The organism is Pseudomonas sp. IT-P2 (genome assembly GCF_949767575.1).
Classification (GTDB): Bacteria; Pseudomonadota; Gammaproteobacteria; order Pseudomonadales; family Pseudomonadaceae; genus Aquipseudomonas; species Aquipseudomonas pharyngis.
Window position 1 is genome coordinate 33,864 of the sequence record NZ_CATKQA010000005.1, and the last position, 16,734, is coordinate 50,597.

The 16,734-nt window shown below is 61.0% G+C and carries 18 protein-coding genes and 1 tRNA gene; 6 read left to right on the top strand and 13 right to left on the bottom strand.

Annotated features, from left to right (window positions below; genetic code table 11):
* Positions 1-19: 19 nt before the first annotated feature.
* The 5 genes from ACM6JM_RS03795 to ACM6JM_RS03815 form a co-directional block, all read right to left on the bottom strand.
* Positions 20-961: a ribose-phosphate pyrophosphokinase gene (locus tag ACM6JM_RS03795; RefSeq protein ID WP_003171603.1), complete on the bottom strand. Its 942-nt coding sequence runs from the start codon at positions 959-961 to the stop codon at positions 20-22.
* A 47-nt stretch (positions 962-1,008) separates the two neighbouring features.
* A tRNA-Gln gene (locus ACM6JM_RS03800) sits at positions 1,009-1,083 on the bottom strand.
* A 37-nt stretch (positions 1,084-1,120) separates the two neighbouring features.
* Positions 1,121-1,972, bottom strand: coding sequence for a 4-(cytidine 5'-diphospho)-2-C-methyl-D-erythritol kinase (gene ispE / locus ACM6JM_RS03805; protein ID WP_039766349.1), 852 nt, complete (start codon positions 1,970-1,972; stop codon positions 1,121-1,123).
* A 3-nt stretch (positions 1,973-1,975) separates the two neighbouring features.
* Positions 1,976-2,593, bottom strand: coding sequence for a lipoprotein insertase outer membrane protein LolB (gene lolB / locus ACM6JM_RS03810; protein ID WP_039766346.1), 618 nt, complete (start codon positions 2,591-2,593; stop codon positions 1,976-1,978).
* Positions 2,594-2,596: 3 nt separating this feature from the next.
* Complete coding sequence (locus ACM6JM_RS03815) at positions 2,597-4,321, bottom strand: tetratricopeptide repeat protein (RefSeq protein WP_414881363.1); 1,725 nt, start codon at positions 4,319-4,321, stop codon at positions 2,597-2,599.
* 182 nt (positions 4,322-4,503) lie between these two features.
* Between ACM6JM_RS03815 and hemA the strand changes: the two genes are divergently transcribed.
* The 6 genes from hemA (at position 4,504) to ACM6JM_RS03845 (ending at position 9,864) form a co-directional block, all read left to right on the top strand.
* Complete coding sequence (gene hemA / locus ACM6JM_RS03820) at positions 4,504-5,790, top strand: glutamyl-tRNA reductase (RefSeq protein ID WP_039766341.1); 1,287 nt, start codon at positions 4,504-4,506, stop codon at positions 5,788-5,790.
* Positions 5,787-6,869, top strand: coding sequence for a peptide chain release factor 1 (gene prfA, locus ACM6JM_RS03825; RefSeq protein WP_085668187.1), 1,083 nt, complete (start codon positions 5,787-5,789; stop codon positions 6,867-6,869). Before hemA ends, prfA begins: the two co-directional genes overlap by 4 nt.
* On the top strand, positions 6,870-7,700 hold the full coding sequence (gene prmC, locus ACM6JM_RS03830; protein ID WP_163976459.1) for a peptide chain release factor N(5)-glutamine methyltransferase: 831 nt from the start codon (positions 6,870-6,872) through the stop codon (positions 7,698-7,700).
* Positions 7,694-8,449, top strand: coding sequence for a molybdopterin-synthase adenylyltransferase MoeB (locus ACM6JM_RS03835; RefSeq protein ID WP_039766333.1), 756 nt, complete (start codon positions 7,694-7,696; stop codon positions 8,447-8,449). The genes prmC and ACM6JM_RS03835 overlap by 7 nt, the downstream gene beginning before the upstream one ends.
* Positions 8,442-9,233 (top strand): glutamate racemase, encoded by a 792-nt coding sequence (gene murI, locus ACM6JM_RS03840; protein ID WP_163976457.1) that lies wholly within the window; start codon positions 8,442-8,444, stop codon positions 9,231-9,233. The genes ACM6JM_RS03835 and murI overlap by 8 nt, the downstream gene beginning before the upstream one ends.
* 112 nt (positions 9,234-9,345) lie before the next feature.
* The gene (locus tag ACM6JM_RS03845; protein WP_039766327.1) at positions 9,346-9,864 is read left to right on the top strand and encodes an acyloxyacyl hydrolase; all 519 of its coding nucleotides are present in this window, start codon (positions 9,346-9,348) and stop codon (positions 9,862-9,864) included.
* Positions 9,865-9,921: 57 nt separating this feature from the next.
* Here ACM6JM_RS03845 and ACM6JM_RS03850 read toward each other — a convergent pair whose 3' ends face one another.
* The 8 genes from ACM6JM_RS03850 to phrB are packed head-to-tail and all read right to left on the bottom strand — an operon-like array spanning position 9,922 to position 16,717.
* Positions 9,922-10,227, bottom strand: coding sequence for a YkgJ family cysteine cluster protein (locus ACM6JM_RS03850; protein WP_007951707.1), 306 nt, complete (start codon positions 10,225-10,227; stop codon positions 9,922-9,924).
* A 52-nt stretch (positions 10,228-10,279) separates the two neighbouring features.
* A complete protein-coding gene (locus ACM6JM_RS03855) occupies positions 10,280-10,771 on the bottom strand; it encodes a DUF2878 domain-containing protein (protein WP_039766325.1) in 492 nt (163 codons plus the stop codon).
* Positions 10,764-12,035, bottom strand: a complete 1,272-nt coding sequence (locus ACM6JM_RS03860) for a class I SAM-dependent methyltransferase (protein ID WP_414881364.1) — start codon at positions 12,033-12,035, stop codon at positions 10,764-10,766. Before ACM6JM_RS03860 ends, ACM6JM_RS03855 begins: the two co-directional genes overlap by 8 nt.
* Positions 12,022-12,837, bottom strand: coding sequence for a DUF1365 domain-containing protein (locus ACM6JM_RS03865; protein WP_414881365.1), 816 nt, complete (start codon positions 12,835-12,837; stop codon positions 12,022-12,024). The genes ACM6JM_RS03860 and ACM6JM_RS03865 overlap by 14 nt, the downstream gene beginning before the upstream one ends.
* Positions 12,834-14,081 carry an NAD(P)/FAD-dependent oxidoreductase gene (locus tag ACM6JM_RS03870; RefSeq protein ID WP_414881366.1) on the bottom strand — a complete coding sequence of 416 codons (1,248 nt, stop codon included), beginning with the start codon at positions 14,079-14,081 and terminating at the stop codon, positions 12,834-12,836. The genes ACM6JM_RS03865 and ACM6JM_RS03870 overlap by 4 nt, the downstream gene beginning before the upstream one ends.
* Positions 14,078-14,860: an SDR family NAD(P)-dependent oxidoreductase gene (locus tag ACM6JM_RS03875; RefSeq protein ID WP_039766318.1), complete on the bottom strand. Its 783-nt coding sequence runs from the start codon at positions 14,858-14,860 to the stop codon at positions 14,078-14,080. The genes ACM6JM_RS03870 and ACM6JM_RS03875 overlap by 4 nt, the downstream gene beginning before the upstream one ends.
* Positions 14,857-15,279: a nuclear transport factor 2 family protein gene (locus ACM6JM_RS03880; protein ID WP_039766317.1), complete on the bottom strand. Its 423-nt coding sequence runs from the start codon at positions 15,277-15,279 to the stop codon at positions 14,857-14,859. Before ACM6JM_RS03880 ends, ACM6JM_RS03875 begins: the two co-directional genes overlap by 4 nt.
* Positions 15,272-16,717 (bottom strand): deoxyribodipyrimidine photo-lyase, encoded by a 1,446-nt coding sequence (gene phrB / locus ACM6JM_RS03885; RefSeq protein WP_178082884.1) that lies wholly within the window; start codon positions 16,715-16,717, stop codon positions 15,272-15,274. The genes ACM6JM_RS03880 and phrB overlap by 8 nt, the downstream gene beginning before the upstream one ends.
* Positions 16,718-16,734 lie beyond the last annotated feature (17 nt).

Genomic DNA, 16,734 nt, shown 5'->3' on the forward strand with positions numbered 1-16,734 from the left:
TTCGAGAAGGGCAGGGCCCTTAACGGAACATCGCGCTGATCGATTCTTCATTGCTGATGCGGCGAACCGCTTCGGCAACAACCGGTGCGATATCCAGTTGACGGATACGTGCACAGGCTTGTGCTGCAGCGGACAGCGGGATGGTGTTAGTGACCACCAGCTCGTCCAGCACGGAATTTTCGATATTCTCGATGGCCCGACCCGACAGCACAGGGTGTGTGCAGTAGGCAAAGACCTTGGCTGCGCCATGCTCTTTCAGGGCCTTGGCCGCATGGCACAGAGTGCCGGCGGTATCGACCATGTCATCGACCAGGATGCAGGTACGCCCTTCGACATCACCGATGATATGCATCACTTCAGAGTGATTGGCTTTCTCACGGCGTTTGTCGATGATCCCGAGATCCACGCCCAGGGATTTGGCAACGGCACGTGCACGCACGACGCCACCAATGTCCGGGGACACGATCATCAGGTTCTCGAAGCGCTGATCTTCGATGTCATCCACCAGAACCGGGGAGCCGTAGATGTTATCTACCGGAATATCGAAGAAGCCCTGAATCTGGTCAGCATGCAGATCAACCGTGAGAACACGGTCGATGCCGACTACGGTAAGCATGTCAGCAACGACTTTCGCGCTGATAGCCACACGTGCGGAACGCGGACGGCGATCCTGACGGGCATAACCAAAATAAGGAATAACAGCAGTGATACGAGTAGCCGAGGAGCGGCGGAAGGCATCAGCCATCACTACCAGTTCCATCAGGTTATCGTTGGTCGGAGCGCAAGTCGGCTGAATAATGAAGACGTCTTTACCGCGAACGTTTTCATTGATCTCGGCTGTAATTTCGCCGTCGGAGAATTTACCGACAGAGATGTCACCGAGAGGGATATGCAGCTGACGTACGACACGCCGAGCCAGATCGGGGTTAGCGTTCCCCGTAAAGACCATCATCTTGGACACGCGCAGTACCTGAAGGCTGAGGGTATACCTGGATGAGTATAGGAAAATGGCAGGGGCGGCTGGATTCGAACCAACGCATGGCAGGATCAAAACCTGCTGCCTTACCGCTTGGCGACGCCCCTGTATCTGTTGCTTGCAAGTGCCGGGCACTTGATTCCTTTAGAGCAGACTTTGCAGCTTGCGATGCAACATCGAAACGTTGCTTCCTTTTGCTACAAACCCTGTAAGGGTCTCTGTCAGAAGGGCCGAGACTTTATCAGCTTCAGCTTTGCTTGGGAAGCCCCCAAACACACAACTTCCAGTTCCGGTGAGTTTTGCTTCGGTAAAATTACCTAACAAATTCAATGCGTTACGTACTTCTGGATAACGCCTCGAGACCACCGGCAAGCAGTCATTTCGACTGTTTCCCTCGGGAACGGGGCGCACTTTAATGGGCGGCGTGTTACGTGTCAACAAAGGATCTGAAAAAATTTCTGCCGTACTAACAGAGACTTGCGGAACGAGCACGACGTACCACGGTTCGGCGGGCTCGACCGGGGTCAGTTTCTCGCCGACACCTTCGGCGAAAGCTGCGTGGCCACGCACGAACACCGGCACGTCCGCGCCCAGTGTCAGGCCCAGTGCAGCCAGTCGATCTTCATCCCAACCCAGTTGCCACAAATGATTGAGGCCGAGCAGGGTGGTGGCCGCATTCGAGCTGCCGCCACCAATGCCGCCGCCCATGGGCAGGATCTTGTCGATCCAGATATCCATGCCGAGCGAGCATCCGGATTGTTCCTGCAGTTTCTTCGCCGCGCGCACGATCAGGTTGCTGTCGTGGGGCACGCCATCGAATTCGGTGTGGAGGCGGATCACGCCGTCGTCACGCACGGCGAAGGTAATTTCGTCGCCGTAGTCGAGGAACTGAAAAAGCGTCTGCAACTCGTGATAACCGTCTTCACGGCGACCGAGAATGTGCAGCATCAGATTGAGTTTGGCCGGCGAAGGCAAAGTGAGGCGTGGAGCGGTCATGCGTTATTGCCCCAATTTGCGCGGTTGCCAGGTCTTGATGACCAGCGTCACGTCCAGATCGGTGCCGTGCAGCTTGATTCGCTCGGGCAGCCAGTAACCGTTCTGTTCGGCATAGCTGAGGTATTCGACCTGCCAGCCATCCTGATCCAGATTGGCCAGACGGCTGTTGCCATCCAGGGTCAGACGGCTTTTGCTGTCCGGTGCCGGGAGGCCGCGAACCCACCACGCCAGATGCGAGACCGGCAGTTTCCAGCCCAGTTGCTCTTCGACCAGCGCTTCCGGAGTCGGCGCTTCATAACGGCCCTGATTCGCCACTTCCAGCGACACCGCGCCCGGACGGCCGGTCAGTCGCGCCGCGCCACGACCCAGCGGGCCGGACAGGCGGATGTCGTAGTAATCCTGACGTTGCAGCCAGAACAACGTGCCGCTGCCCGAATCTTTCGGGGCGCGGATGCCGATCTTGCCGTCGATCTGCCAGCCGTCGAGGCCGGTCAATTGCTGTTTGTGCTCGCGCCATTGGCCCGGATTGCCGTGGCCTTCGACCGATTCACGGGCACCGAAGCCCGCGCAACCGGCGAGCAGGGCGATGAAGCTGAAAACTATGACGTGGCGCAAAAACATGAGTTAAAGAGTCTCGGATCCGGTCAGGCGCTTGATGGTGCTGCGCAGGATGGTGCTGTCAGGCTGGTCTTTGAGGAACTTGCCCCAGATTTGTTTTGCTTCGCGCTGTTTGCCCTTGGCCCACAGCACTTCGCCCAGATGCGCGGCGACTTCATGATCGGGGAAACGCTCGAGGGCCTGACGCAGGTATTTCTCGGCGTCTTCCAGATTGCCCATGCGAAAGTTCACCCAGCCGAGGCTGTCGAGCACTGCCGGATCTTCCGGGTTGATCTGGTGCGCCTGCTCGATCAGCGCCTTGGCTTCGGCGTAGCGGGTAGTGCGGTCGGACAGCGTATAGCCGAGGGCGTTGAGGGCCATGGCGTTGTCCGGATCACGCTTGATGATCAGGCGCAGGTCTTTTTCCATCTGCGCCAGGTCATTGCGTTTTTCCGCCTGCATCGCGCGGGTGTAAAGCAGATTCAGATCGTCCGGGTACTGCTGCAAGGCTTGTTGCAGGACTTTCCAGGCCTTGTCGCCCTGATTATTGGCGGACAGGGTTTCGGCTTCGATCAGGTACAGCTGGATCGCGTAATCTGGCTGCTCGTCACGCTCGGCGGCCAGTTTGCTCTGGGCTTCGGCGGTCTTGCCGTTGTTCATCAGAATATCGGCCTGACGCAGTTGCGCCGGCAGATAGTCGTTGCCCGGGCCGACCTGGGCATACTCAATGAGCGCGCCTTGCGGGTCGTTGCGCTCTTCGGCGATGCGGCCCAGGTTCAGGTGCGCCGAATCGACATGGCTTTCCCGGGCGATCAGGTCTTCCAGATAGCCCTTGGCCTCGTCCCAGGCCTTGGCTTCCAGGCAGACCAGCGCCAGGGAATAACGCAGTTCGTCGTCTTCCGGGTATTGCTGAACCAGGGTGGAGAACTCGACCTTGGCGTCGTCCATCCGGTCCTGTTCCACCAGCATCCGCGCGTAGGTCAGGCGCAGGCGCTTGTCGTCCGGATACTTCTTGATGCTCTTTTGCAGCAGCGACAGCGCTTCGTCGCCGCGATTCAGCCCTTGCAGCAGGCGCGCGCGCAGCAGGATCGGGGCGATCTCGCCGTCTTCCGGCGGATGGTCTTCGAGCAGGGCAAGGGCACCTTTGGTGTCGCCATCCTGCTGCATCAGCAGGGCCTTGCCGAAAATCAGCTGATTGTTGTTCGGGTGACGCTGCAACAGGCGGTCGAAGCTTTTCATCAGGCCGTTGCGGGTTTCCTGATCGGTGTCGGCAGCCGACAGCGCGAGGAAGTCGAAATGGGTGTCGCCCTTGCCCTGCAGGACTTTCTCCATATAGACCATCGAGTCGTCATAGCGCCCGGCGCGGGCCAGTTGCACGGCGGCGGCGCGTTGCGCTTCGAGGTCGTCCGGGGCGTTTTTCGCCCAGATCAGCGCGGTATCGAGGGCCGGCTGGTCGGCGCCCAGGTACTCGGCGATGCGGAACGCACGCTCGGAAACACCCGGATCCTGGGTGTTGATGGCCTGGGTCACGTAGTTGTCCAGGGCAATATCGAAACGATTGCGCTGGCCAGCGAGTTCGGCGCTCAGCAGGCTGAACACCGTCTCCTGGCTGAACGAGCTGTAAACCTTGGGCTTTTCAGGGGCCGGCGTGGTGTCTTCGACCGGTGAGGCACCGTCCTGCGGAACGGGGGCCAAGGCCTGGCAGCCGCTGAGGAAGACAAAAGCGAGGAGCAACGCGGAAGATCTATTCATATAGGAAGAGGACGACTAACCTGCGGTCGGATCATCATGACACAAGCCTTCGGCCAAACATAACCGAGTCTCGATTGTGGCCATTATAGGGGCCGGCAATTGGGACAATAGTCAGCGGTAGTTGTTCTGAATCTGACGAAGTAGGACAATTGCCGGCTTCACGTCACCATCAGCGACCTTGAATGGCCTTCCTTGCACTCGGTATCAACCACAAGACTGCTTCAGTAGACGTCCGCGAGCGCGTGGCATTTACCCCTGAGCAGTTGGTGGAGGCCTTGCAACAGCTCTGCCGACTCACCGACAGCCGCGAAGCTGCGATCCTCTCCACCTGCAATCGCAGTGAACTGTATATAGAACAGGATCACGTGTCGGCGGACATCGTGTTGCGCTGGCTGGCCGAATACCATCAATTGAGCCTCGAAGAGCTGCGCGCGAGTGCTTATGTGCATGAAGATGATGCGGCCGTTCGTCACATGATGCGCGTCGCCTCCGGGCTCGACTCGCTGGTGCTGGGCGAACCGCAGATTCTCGGCCAGATGAAATCGGCCTACGCCGTGGCCCGCGAGGCCGGCACCATCGGGCCGCTGCTCGGGCGACTGTTCCAGGCGACCTTCAATGCCGCCAAGCAGGTGCGCACCGACACCGCCATCGGCGAAAACCCGGTGTCCGTGGCATTTGCCGCTGTCAGCCTGGCCAAGCAGATTTTCAGCGACCTGCAGCGCAGCCAGGCCCTGCTGATCGGTGCCGGCGAGACCATCACTCTGGTCGCCCGCCATCTGCATGAACTGGGGGTCAAGCGCATCGTGGTCGCCAACCGGACGCTGGAGCGCGCCAGCCTGCTCGCCGAGCAGTTCGGTGCCCACGCGGTGTTGCTCTCGGACATTCCGGCCGAACTGGTACGCAGCGACATCGTTATCAGTTCTACCGCCAGTCAGTTGCCGATCCTCGGCAAGGGCGCGGTGGAAAGCGCGCTGAAGCTGCGCAAGCACAAACCGATCTTCATGGTCGACATCGCCGTTCCCCGTGACATCGAGCCGGAAGTCGGCGAACTCGACGACGTTTACCTCTATAGCGTCGACGATCTGCACGAAGTGGTCGCCGAAAACCTCAAGAGCCGTCAGGGGGCAGCGCAGGCGGCCGAAGAGATGGTTTCGGTCGGCGCCGACGATTTCATGGTGCGCCTGCGCGAGCTGGCGGCGGTCGATGTGCTCAAGGCCTATCGTCAACAGAGCGAACGCCTGCGCGACGAAGAACTGCAAAAGGCCCTGCGCCTGCTGGCCAACGGCGGCAACGCCGAAGACGTCCTCGGGCAATTGGCCCGCGGCCTGACCAACAAACTCCTGCACGCCCCGAGCGTGCAGTTGAAAAAGCTTTCTGCCGAAGGCCGCCTCGATGCGCTGGCCATGGCTCAGGAACTCTTTGCCCTCGAGGGCTCACCGGATAGCTTTTCGGATAAAAAACCGCAATGAAAGCGTCACTGCTCAATAAGCTGGACATTCTCCAGGACCGTTTCGAGGAACTGACCGCGCTGCTCGGCGACGGCGAAGTGATTTCCGATCAAGCAAAATTCCGCGCCTATTCCAAGGAATACGCCGAACTTGAGCCGGTGGTACAAGGCTATAAAAAGCTGCTCGGCGTACAAAGCGATCTTGAAGGCGCGCAGGCGCTGCTCAAGGACAGCGACCCGGACATGCGTGAAATGGCCGTGGAAGAAGTCCGCGAAGCCAAGGAATTGCTGATCACGCTGGAATCCGACCTGCAACGCATGCTGCTGCCCAAGGATCCCAACGACGGGCGCAACGTGTTCCTCGAAATCCGCGCCGGCACCGGTGGCGACGAGGCGGCGATCTTCTCCGGCGACCTGTTCCGCATGTACTCGCGTTACGCCGAACGGCGTGGCTGGCGGGTGGAGATCCTTTCGGAAAACGAAGGCGAACACGGTGGCTATAAAGAAGTCATCGCCCGCATCGAAGGCGACAACGTTTACGGCAAGCTGAAATTCGAATCCGGCGCGCACCGCGTACAACGTGTACCCGCCACCGAATCCCAGGGCCGTATCCACACCTCGGCCTGCACCGTGGCGGTATTGCCCGAGCCGGACGAGCGTGAAGCCATCGAGATCAACCCGGCGGATTTGCGCGTCGACACTTACCGCTCCTCCGGGGCCGGTGGTCAGCACGTCAACACCACCGATTCGGCGATCCGCATCACCCACATCCCGACCGGCACCGTTGTCGAGTGCCAGGAAGAACGTTCCCAGCACAAGAACCGCGCCCGGGCGATGGCCTGGCTGGCGGCCAAGCTCAACGACCAGCAGACGGCTGCGGCGGCCAACGCCATCGCCAGCGAACGTAAATTGCTGGTGGGTTCCGGTGACCGCTCCGAGCGCATCCGCACCTACAATTTTGCCCAGGGCCGGGTCACCGACCATCGCGTCAACCTGACCCTGTATTCCCTCGACGAAATCCTCGCCGGTGGCGTCGAAGCGGTGATCGAGCCGTTGCTGGCCGAATACCAGGCCGACCAGCTCGCAGCGATAGGTGAGTAAATGACCATCATCGCCAGCCTGTTGCGCGCCGCCGAATTGCCGGATTCGCCCAGCGCGCGTCTGGACGCCGAATTGCTTCTGGCCGCCGCGCTGGGCAAGTCGCGCAGTTTTCTCCACACCTGGCCCGAGCGCATCGTGCCCAGCGAAGCCGCACTGGTCTTCGCCGAGTACCTGCAACGCCGCCGCAGCGGCGAGCCGGTGGCCTACATTCTGGGCCAGCAAGGTTTCTGGAAGCTCGATCTGGAAGTCGCACCGCACACGCTGATCCCGCGCCCGGACACCGAACTGCTGGTGGAAGCTGCGCTGGAGCTGCTGCCGGCGACCCCGGCCAAAGTGCTTGACCTCGGCACCGGCAGCGGGGCGATTGCCCTGGCCCTGGCCAGCGAACGCCCGGCGTGGAAAGTCACCGCCGTGGATCGTGTGCTGGAAGCCGTGGCCCTGGCCGAACGCAATCGCCAGCGCCTGCACCTGAACAATGCGACGGTGCTGAGCAGTCACTGGTTCAGCGCCCTTGAAGGCAAGCGTTTCGAGTTGATCATCAGCAACCCGCCGTACATCCGCGCGGCCGATCCGCATCTGGTGGAAGGCGATGTGCGCTTCGAGCCGGAAAGCGCCTTGGTGGCCGGCATCGACGGGCTCGACGATCTGCGGCTGATCATCGCCCAGGCGCCGGCGCATCTCGAGGCCGGTGGCTGGCTGATGCTCGAACACGGTTATGATCAAGCCGACGCCGTGCGCGATCTGCTGCTGACGCAAGGTTTCGAAGAAGTCCACAGCCGCACCGATCTGGGCGGCCATCAACGGATCAGCCTGGGGCGCCTGCCGTGCTGAATGATCAGGAATTGTTGCGCTACAGTCGGCAGATCCTGCTGCAACACATCGACATCGATGGCCAGTTGAAGCTCAAGGACAGCCGGGTATTGATCGTCGGCCTCGGCGGTCTCGGCGCGCCGGTGGCGTTGTACCTGGCGGCGGCGGGTGTCGGTGAATTGCACCTGGCGGATTTCGACACGGTCGACCTGACCAACCTGCAACGCCAGATCATCCACGACACCGACAGCGTCGGCATGACCAAGGTCGACTCGGCGCTCAAGCGCCTGAGCGCGATCAATCCCGAAATCAAACTGGTGCCTCATCGTCAGGCGCTGGACGAGGATTCCCTCGCTGCAGCCGTGGCGGCGGTGGATCTGGTGCTCGACTGCTCGGACAATTTCTCCACCCGCGAAGCGGTCAACGCCGCGTGCGTGACGGCGCGCAAGCCCTTGGTCAGCGGCGCGGCGATCCGCCTCGAGGGGCAACTCTCGGTGTTCGACCCGCGTCGCGCCGAAAGCCCGTGCTACCACTGCCTGTACGGTCACGGCAGCGAAGCCGAACTCACTTGCAGCGAAGCCGGCGTGGTCGGGCCGCTGGTCGGTCTGGTCGGCAGCCTGCAAGCGCTGGAAGCCTTGAAGTTGCTGGCGGGTTTTGGCGAACCACTGGTGGGCCGTCTGCTTTTGATCGATGCGCTGGGGTCGCGCTTCCGTGAGCTACGGGTCAAGCGCGACCCCGGCTGCAGCGTCTGTGGTTCGCAGCATGCGTGAAGCGCCGATCGCCGTATTCGACTCCGGCGTAGGTGGCGTGTCGGTACTGGCGGAAATCCAGCATCTGCTACCGAATGAATCGCTGCTGTACCTCGGCGACTGCGGCCACATCCCTTATGGCGAGAAAACCCCGGAATTCATCCGCCAGCGTTGTAGCGTGATGGCCGGTTTTTTCCGCGAGCAGGGCGCCAAGGCGCTGGTGATCGCGTGCAACACCGCCACCGTGGCCGGCGTCGCCGATCTGCGCCGGGATTTTCCTGACTGGCCGATTGTCGGCATGGAGCCAGCGGTCAAACCGGCCGCTGCCGCCACCCGCAGCGGCGTGGTCGGCGTACTTGCCACCACCGGCACCTTGCAGAGCGCCAAGTTCGCCGCGTTGCTCGACCGCTTCGCCACGGATGTGCGGGTTATCACTCAGCCGTGTCCCGGACTGGTCGAGCGCATTGAAAGCGGCGACCTGCACAGCCCCGAGTTGCGTGCATTGCTCAAGCACTATGTTGACCCGCTACTGGCCAGCGGCTGCGACACGATCATTCTGGGCTGCACCCATTACCCGTTTCTCAAGCCGATGCTCAAGTCGATGATCCCCGAGAGCATCAGCCTGATCGATACCGGCGCGGCGGTAGCGCGGCAACTGCAGCGGCTGCTGGCCGAGCGTGATCTGCTCGCCGTAGGTCCGAACCGACCGGTCAGATTCTGGACCAGTGCCGATCCCGCGTCTTTACGCAACACCTTGGTCCTGCTGGGGCAAGTCGCCGGCGAAGTCGAGAAATTCAACTTGTAAAAAAAATGTGAAATAACTAAAAATTCAGCTGAACTTCTGACCAAGCGCAGATTTCTATAGCGCAGAGTGACCTAGAAAACCAAACGATCGTTCCGGAAAAGGAAGTTTCAAAGTGAAGCGACTATTCTGCTTGGCCGCGATTGCGGCTGCACTGATGGGGCAAAGTTTTACCGCACAGGCTGCTGGCGTCGAGTTTGCAGTGGGTGCTACCAGCGATTCGACCATGACTTATCGCCTGGGCATGAATTTCGACTGGGACAAGAGCTGGCTGCAAAGTGACGTCGGTCGTCTGACCGGTTACTGGAGCGGGGCCTACACTTATTGGGAAGGCGACAAGACGTCGAGCAACAACAGCCTGTCGTTCTCGCCGGTATTTGTTTACGAGTTTGCCGGTCAGTCGGTCAAACCGTATGTCGAGGCAGGGATCGGCGTGGCGCTGTTCTCCAACACCGAATACGAAGACAACAAGCTCGGCGGCTCCTTTCAGTTCGAAGACCGTATCGGTTTCGGCCTGCGCTTCAATGGCGGGCATGAGGTGGGGATCCGTGCGACGCACTATTCCAACGCCGGTCTGAGCAGCGACAACGATGGGGTGGAAAGCTACGCATTGCATTACACGATGCCGCTGTAAGCACCCGGAAAGTCAGTTCAAGAAAAAAGGAGCGCCAGGCGCTCCTTTTTTTTGTGCTCAGCGGTACGCCGTAGCAATCCCCTGGCGTTCGTCGATGCATTCCGGTGCGCCCATTTCAAACTCGCGACAGATCAGCGGGCGCTTCTCGTAAATCGTGCACATCATCGTGTCGCGATCCAGCGCCGCGCACCAGCCGTCGTCCAGACGCAGCATCACCTCACCACCCCAATCGTCGGTATCGATAAAACGCTCGGGTACGCCGGTGTCGGTGATCAGCATCACTTCAAGCTGACAGCAGCAGGCCGCACAGGTCGAGCAGGTGACCTCGGGCTCGGCAATTTGTCGATGGGGAATGGTTTTCATGGCGCCAGTGTACGGCAGTGGCCGATGACCGTGTGAAAGGCCTGACAGGCGTTTAACGCGCCAGCCGCCGGGACAACTGGTGCAGCAGCGGAAACAGCAACGCCCACAGCAGCGCGATGCCGATCAGGGTAGGGAGCTCACCGAACGGAAACTGCACGCCGGCCAGTCGTCCGCCGGCGCCATAGGACAGCGCGCCACCTGCCGCGCCGAGCAGACTGGCCAGCCACCACGGCGTCGCGCTCCATTGCAGACAATGACGCAAAGTCGTGGCAAACAACGCCCAGAGCAACATCAGCCATAGCGGAATCAGCGGCGACAGGTCCTTGAACTCGAATACCCCAAGGCCGCGCAGTACGCTGTCTACAGCCGTGCCGATGATCACCACACCGAGGATCAATCGACCTTCCTGCGCCCAGTTGCTGATCCAGCGCAGATGGATCACCAGCACCGCCAGCGCCAGCAGCAACCAAAGGCTGTCGCCACCGAGCACGCAGGCCAGCCAGCCGATCTGGAACAGCACCGCGTTGGCCAACCGTTCAAGCATCGAACCGGCCCAGCAAAGGCGCGGTCATCGCCGCCGGTTTGGCCAGCACCAGTTGTGCGGTGCCGATGGTGCGCTCGAGAAATCCACCCTCGCAGTAACACAGGTAGAACTCCCACAACCTGAGGAAGTAATCGTCATAGCCCAGTTCGCTCAGACGGCCGTGAGCATGGCGAAAGTTCTCGTGCCACAGACGCAGGGTGCGGGCGTAATGCAGGCCGAAATCTTCCATGTGCAACAGGTTCATGTCGGTGTCGCGGCCGACGATTTCGAGCATTTTCTGCACGCAGGGCAGGGCGCCACCGGGGAAAATGTAGCGCTGGATGAAGTCCACGCCACGGCGCGCCTGTTCGTAGCGCTGTTCACGGATGGTGATCGCCTGCAACAGCATCAGGCCGTTGTTCTTGAGCAGGTGCGCGCACTGTTTGAAGTAGGTCGGCAGGAAGCGGTGGCCGACCGCCTCGATCATTTCGATCGACACCAGTTTGTCGTACTGGCCGGTGAGGTCGCGGTAGTCCTTGAGCAGCAGCGTCACTTGATCCTGCAAACCGAGGCGTTCGATGCGGGCCGCGGTGAAGGCGAACTGCTCCTTCGACAGCGTGGTGGTGGTGACTTTGCAGCCGTAGTGCTGCGCCGCGTAGAGCGCCATGCTGCCCCAACCGGTGCCGATTTCCAGAAGGTGGTCACCGGGCTTGAGCGCGAGTTTCTGGCAGATCCGCTCCAGTTTGTTCAGTTGCGCCTGCTCCAGGCTGTCGTCGGGGCTGAGAAACTGCGCGGCGGAATACATCATGGTCGGATCGAGAAACTGCTCGAACAGGTCATTGCCGAGGTCGTAGTGTGCGGCGATGTTTTTCTGCGAGCCCTTGCGCGTATTGCGGTTGAGCCAGTGCAGCCCGCGCACCAGCGGGCGACCGAGCCGGGCCAGGCCACCTTCCATGGCGTCGAGCACTTCAAGGTTGCTGACGAACACACGCACCACCGCCGTCAGATCCGGCGAGCGCCAGTAGCCATGAATAAAGGCCTCACCGGCACCGATCGAACCATTGCCGGCGACCAGCCCCCAGACGGCGGGATCCAGTACCTGAATTTCCCCCACCAGCGTGCTGCCCGGCGTACCAAAGACGTGGCGTTCGCCGTCCTCGATGACGATCAGTTGACCCTGCTTGAGCTGCTCCAGCTGGCGCAGTACTCCCCGGCGCAGCAGCGAACCGCTCAGGCCGTGAGGGCTGAGCAGGCTGGCTTTGGCCGAGACGCTAGTGGATTTCATGGTGGCGTTCCTCGGTCGGTACGGTGGCGGTTCGAAAATGGTCGTCGGCGCGCTGGTGGTCATACACCGGGGTGCGCTTGAGCAACAGGCGCAGCGCCTGCCAATAAATCGCCAGCGCGGTCTTGGCGGTCATCCAGGGAAAGCGCCACAGGTGCCGGTGCAAGTGGCGCCGGTCAAGGGTTTCGCGTCGCAGATCGAGGGTGGCGTCGAACAGTTTTTGCTCGCCTTGCCAGTCGGCCATGTGCACGCCCAGGTTCTGCGCAGCAGGGCTGAAGCTCATGCGGTATTCCAGGTCCGGCGGCAGGAATGGCGAGACATGAAACGCCTTGGCCACGGCAAAATGCTGGTGGAAGTCCTGCAGATGGGTCAGCGCTCGAGCCGGCAGCACGTAGTGATAACGCTCGCGCCACGGAGTGTTGCGGACTTCGCAGAGAATCGCCGCCAGTTGGCCGTCGGCCTCGTGGCAATAGAAAAAACTCACCGGGTTGAACGACAGACCCCAGCTGCGCGGCTGGGTCAGCAGGCAGATCGAACCTTGCGGTGCATGGCCCACGGCTTCGCCGACCAACTGGCGCACCGCATCGCTCAGGCGCACGCCCCGGCCGGTGAAGGTTTTCAGGTAGTCGGTTTCGCGGAATGAAAACGGCGCAAAGCGGCTGGTGCCTGCCAGGCGGGACAGGCCCAGTACGGTCTCCTGTTCAGCCAGATCGAGATACAGCATGCCGATCCGATAACGAAACTCATGACGGCGCGGGGCAAATCGCCGATGGGCGATCCAGCCACTGTAGAGCGCGCTGTTCACAGGCTTTCTCCGAAGGACGCGGCCACGCGCAGGGCGCTGACCACGCCGTCCTCATGAAAACCGTTGGCCCAGTAGGCGCCGCAATAATGCGTGTGTTGCGCGCCGTCGATTTCAGCCCAGCGCTGCTGTGCCGTCACCGCCGCGAGGCTGAATTGCGGGTGGGCGTAGGTGAAGCGCGCCAGCACTTTGGACGGCGTGATGCCAGCGCTCTGGTTGAGGCTGACGCAGAACGTGGTGCCGCTCTGCAGGCCTTGCAGAATGTTCATGTCATAAGTCACGGCCGCCCGGGTATGACCCGCTCCGCCGAGGCGATAATTCCAGCTGGCCCAGGCCCGTTTGCGCGTGGGCAGCAAGCGGGTGTCGGTGTGCAGCACCACTTCGTTGTCGGCGTAGGGCAGGGCGCCGAGGATTTCCCGTTCGACCTTGTCGGGGTTGCCCAGCAGTCGCAGGGCCTGGTCGCTGTGGCAGGCCAGCACTACTTTGTCGAAACGTTCGATACCGGCCGGGCTGTGGATAACCACACCGTGCGCATCGCGATCGATCCGGCCCACCGGGCAGTTCAGGCGGATGCGTTCCTTGAACGATGCGGTCAGCGGTGCGATGTAGGCACTGGAGCCACCCTCGATCACCTGCCATTGCGGACGGTTACTGACCGACAACAGCCCATGGTTCTCGAAAAAACGCACGAAGAACTGCAACGGAAAATTGAGCATTTCAGCCATCGGCATCGACCAGATCGCCGCGCCCATCGGCACGATGTAATGCAGGATGAAGCGCTCGCCGTAACCGCCGGCCTTGAGGTAATCGTCGAGGGTGGTGTCGGTGGCGATCCGCTGTTCGGCAAGGTCGCGCCGAGCCTCTTTGTTGAACCGCAGGATGTCGCGCAACATGCCCCAGAATCCGGGGGACAGCAGATTGCTGCGTTGGGCGAACAAGCTGTTCAGGTTGTTGCCGTTGTATTCCAGGCCGGAGTCCGGGTCGTTGACTGAAAAGCTCATTTCGGTGGGTTTGAACGTCACACCCAGTTGGCCAAGCAGACGAATGAAGTTCGGATACGTCCAGTCGTTGAACACGATAAATCCGGTGTCCACCGCGTACTCGCGCCCGTCCACGGTGACCGGCACCGTGTGGGTATGGCCGCCGATCCGGGCGTCGGCTTCGAACACGGTGATTTCGTGTCGGCGTGCGAGCAGGTACGCGCAGGTCAAACCGGCGATGCCGCTGCCGACGATGGCGATTTTCATGTCGCATCCCTTAGCGGCGGGCTGCTGCGCACCATGCGTTTGCCAATCGCCAGTTGTACTCGGGCGGGCATTTTCGACAGGGGCCACAGGACCGCCATGAACAACGCCGGAAAGGCGATTTCCAGTGGCCGGTCTTTCAGCTTGGCGAAGATATGCCGCGCGGCTTTATCCACAGGCCAGCTGAGCGGCATCGGGAAGTCATTCTTGGCGGTCAGCGGCGTGTCGACGAAACCGGGACTGATCACCGTGACTTCAATGCCTTCGTCCGCCAGATCTATGCGCAGGGATTCGAACAGATAACGCAGCCCGGCCTTCGACGCGCCATAGGCTTCTGCCCGTGGCAGCGGCACATAGGTCACCGAGCTGGCCATCCCCACCAGATGCGGTGCCGTACCTTTGCGCAGCAAGGGCAGGGCGGCTTCGATGCAATAGCTGCTGGCGAGCAGGTTGGTACGCACCACGTGCTCGATGATCGAGGCGTCGAACTGGTGAGCGTCGACGTATTCGCAGGTCCCTGCATTGAGGATGACGGTATCCAGCGAGCCCCAGTCCGCGGCTATCTGTTCGCCAATTTCGCGTACGGTCTGGCTGTTGGTCAGATCGCCGGGCACCACCAGAACCTGTCCCGGATACCGTTGTGACAGAACCTTGAGCGGCGCGACCTGGCGGGAACTGACCGCCAGCTGTGCACCGCTTTTGAGAATGTCTTCCGCGAGTGCTGCGCCGATGCCACTGCTGGCACCGGTCAGCCAATAACGCCGTGGAGCTGTACGACTCATCCCAATCTCCTTTTCAGCCAGGCAATCACCCGACCCAATACGGGTAAATGTTCATAAAGCAGCGCTCCGGCATCGAAATAATCCCGGTGGCGGTAAACCTTGTCGCGCCAGAGCAGATGCGAGCAGCCGGCGACGCGGATCAGTTGCCCACCGCTCAGACGCGGGTGGCGGTAGCTCATGACCCAACGCAAATAGCCTTCGCCTTCGCCGATCTGGTCGAAGCCGTGGAAATCGAAGCGCAGTTCGTTGACGTTGGCGTACAACTCGCTGAAGTAACCGCGCAATTGCGTCAGTCCCTGCACTTCATGCAGTGGATCGGTGAAGTGAATGTCCTCGCTGTACAGTTCGTCCAGGGTGCGCAAATTGTCTTTGTTCAACTGTGCGAACCGCTGGGCGAAACTGCGTAGAAATTCACTCATCACTCGCTCCTTGAGATGCGCGCGACGGCAGGTTCTTGAACGCTGCCAGCGCCCGCTCCCGTGATGCACTCAGATTAACGATCGGCGCCGGATAGTCGGCGACGCCGAACAACCCGCCAGCACTGGCCGGGTTGTGCACTTCTTTCTTGTTCAGCCCGGCCAGCTCCGGCAACCAGTGCTTGATGAACAGACCTTCGCTATCGAATTTTTCCGACTGGCTGAGCGGGTTGAAGATGCGGAAATACGGCGCCGAATCGGTGCCCGTCGAGGAACTCCACTGCCAGCCGCCATTGTTGGCAGCCAGGTCGCCGTCGATCAGGTGGCGCATAAAAAAACGTTCGCCTTCACGCCAGTCGATCAGCAGGTTCTTGGTCAGAAACATCGCCACCACCATCCGCAGGCGGTTGTGCATCCAGCCGGTTTCCAGCAGTTGGCGCATGGCGGCGTCGATGATCGGCAAGCCGGTGCGCGCCTCTTGCCAGGCGGCCAGATCCTCCGGGGCGTCGCGCCAGGCCAGGGCTTCGGTTTCCGGACGGAATGCGCGATGGCGTGAAACCCGCGGATAACCGACGAGAATATGTTTGTAGAACTCGCGCCACAGCAGTTCGTTGATCCAGGTGACGGCGCCGACCTTGCCGCTTTCGAATTCACCCTGATTGCTTTGCAGGGCGGCGTGCAGGCATTGGCGCGGCGAGATCACGCCTGCAGCCAGATAGGCCGAAAGCTGGCTGGTGCCGGGTTTGGCCGGGAAGTCGCGTTCGCTCTTGTAGTAATCGATCTGTGCATCGGCGAACGTGTCGAGGCGACGCCGGGCTTCGGATTCACCGGCGGGCCACAGGGCGCGCAGGGATTCGCCGGGTGTCGGGAAACTTTTGATGGCTGCCGGGACCGGGTCGCTGGTGATATTCAGCGCCGATTGCTTGCCCGGCGGCTGTTTCAGCGACGGCATCGAGCGGTGCAGGCGTTCGTAGCAAACCTTGCGGAACTGGCTGAACACCTGAAAGTAAGTGCCGGTTTTGGTCAGCACGCTGCCGGGCTTGAACAGCAATTGGTCGAGATAGCTGTGGAAGGTTATGCCTGCCGCTTGCAACGCTTTGGCAACTGCCTCGTCGCGACGGCTTTCGTTGATGCCGTATTCTTCGTTGACGTGCACCGCCTCGATCTTCAGTTGCCGACACAGTTCGAGCAGCACGGCGGGTGCCTGATCCCAGTGAGGCGCGGTGCGGATCAGGAGCGGGATGTTCAGGTCGCCAAGGGTTTTGCTCAACTCACGCAGATTGCGCAGCCAGAAATCGATCTTGCACGGAGCATCATCATGTTCCTGCCATTGCTGCGGGCTCAACAGGTACACGGCGACGGTCGGGCCACGCTCGGCGGCGGCCGCGAGGGCGGTGTTGTCATGTTGGCGCAAGTCGCTGCGCAGCCAGATCAATTGCATGTCGGTCTCTGTCGAAA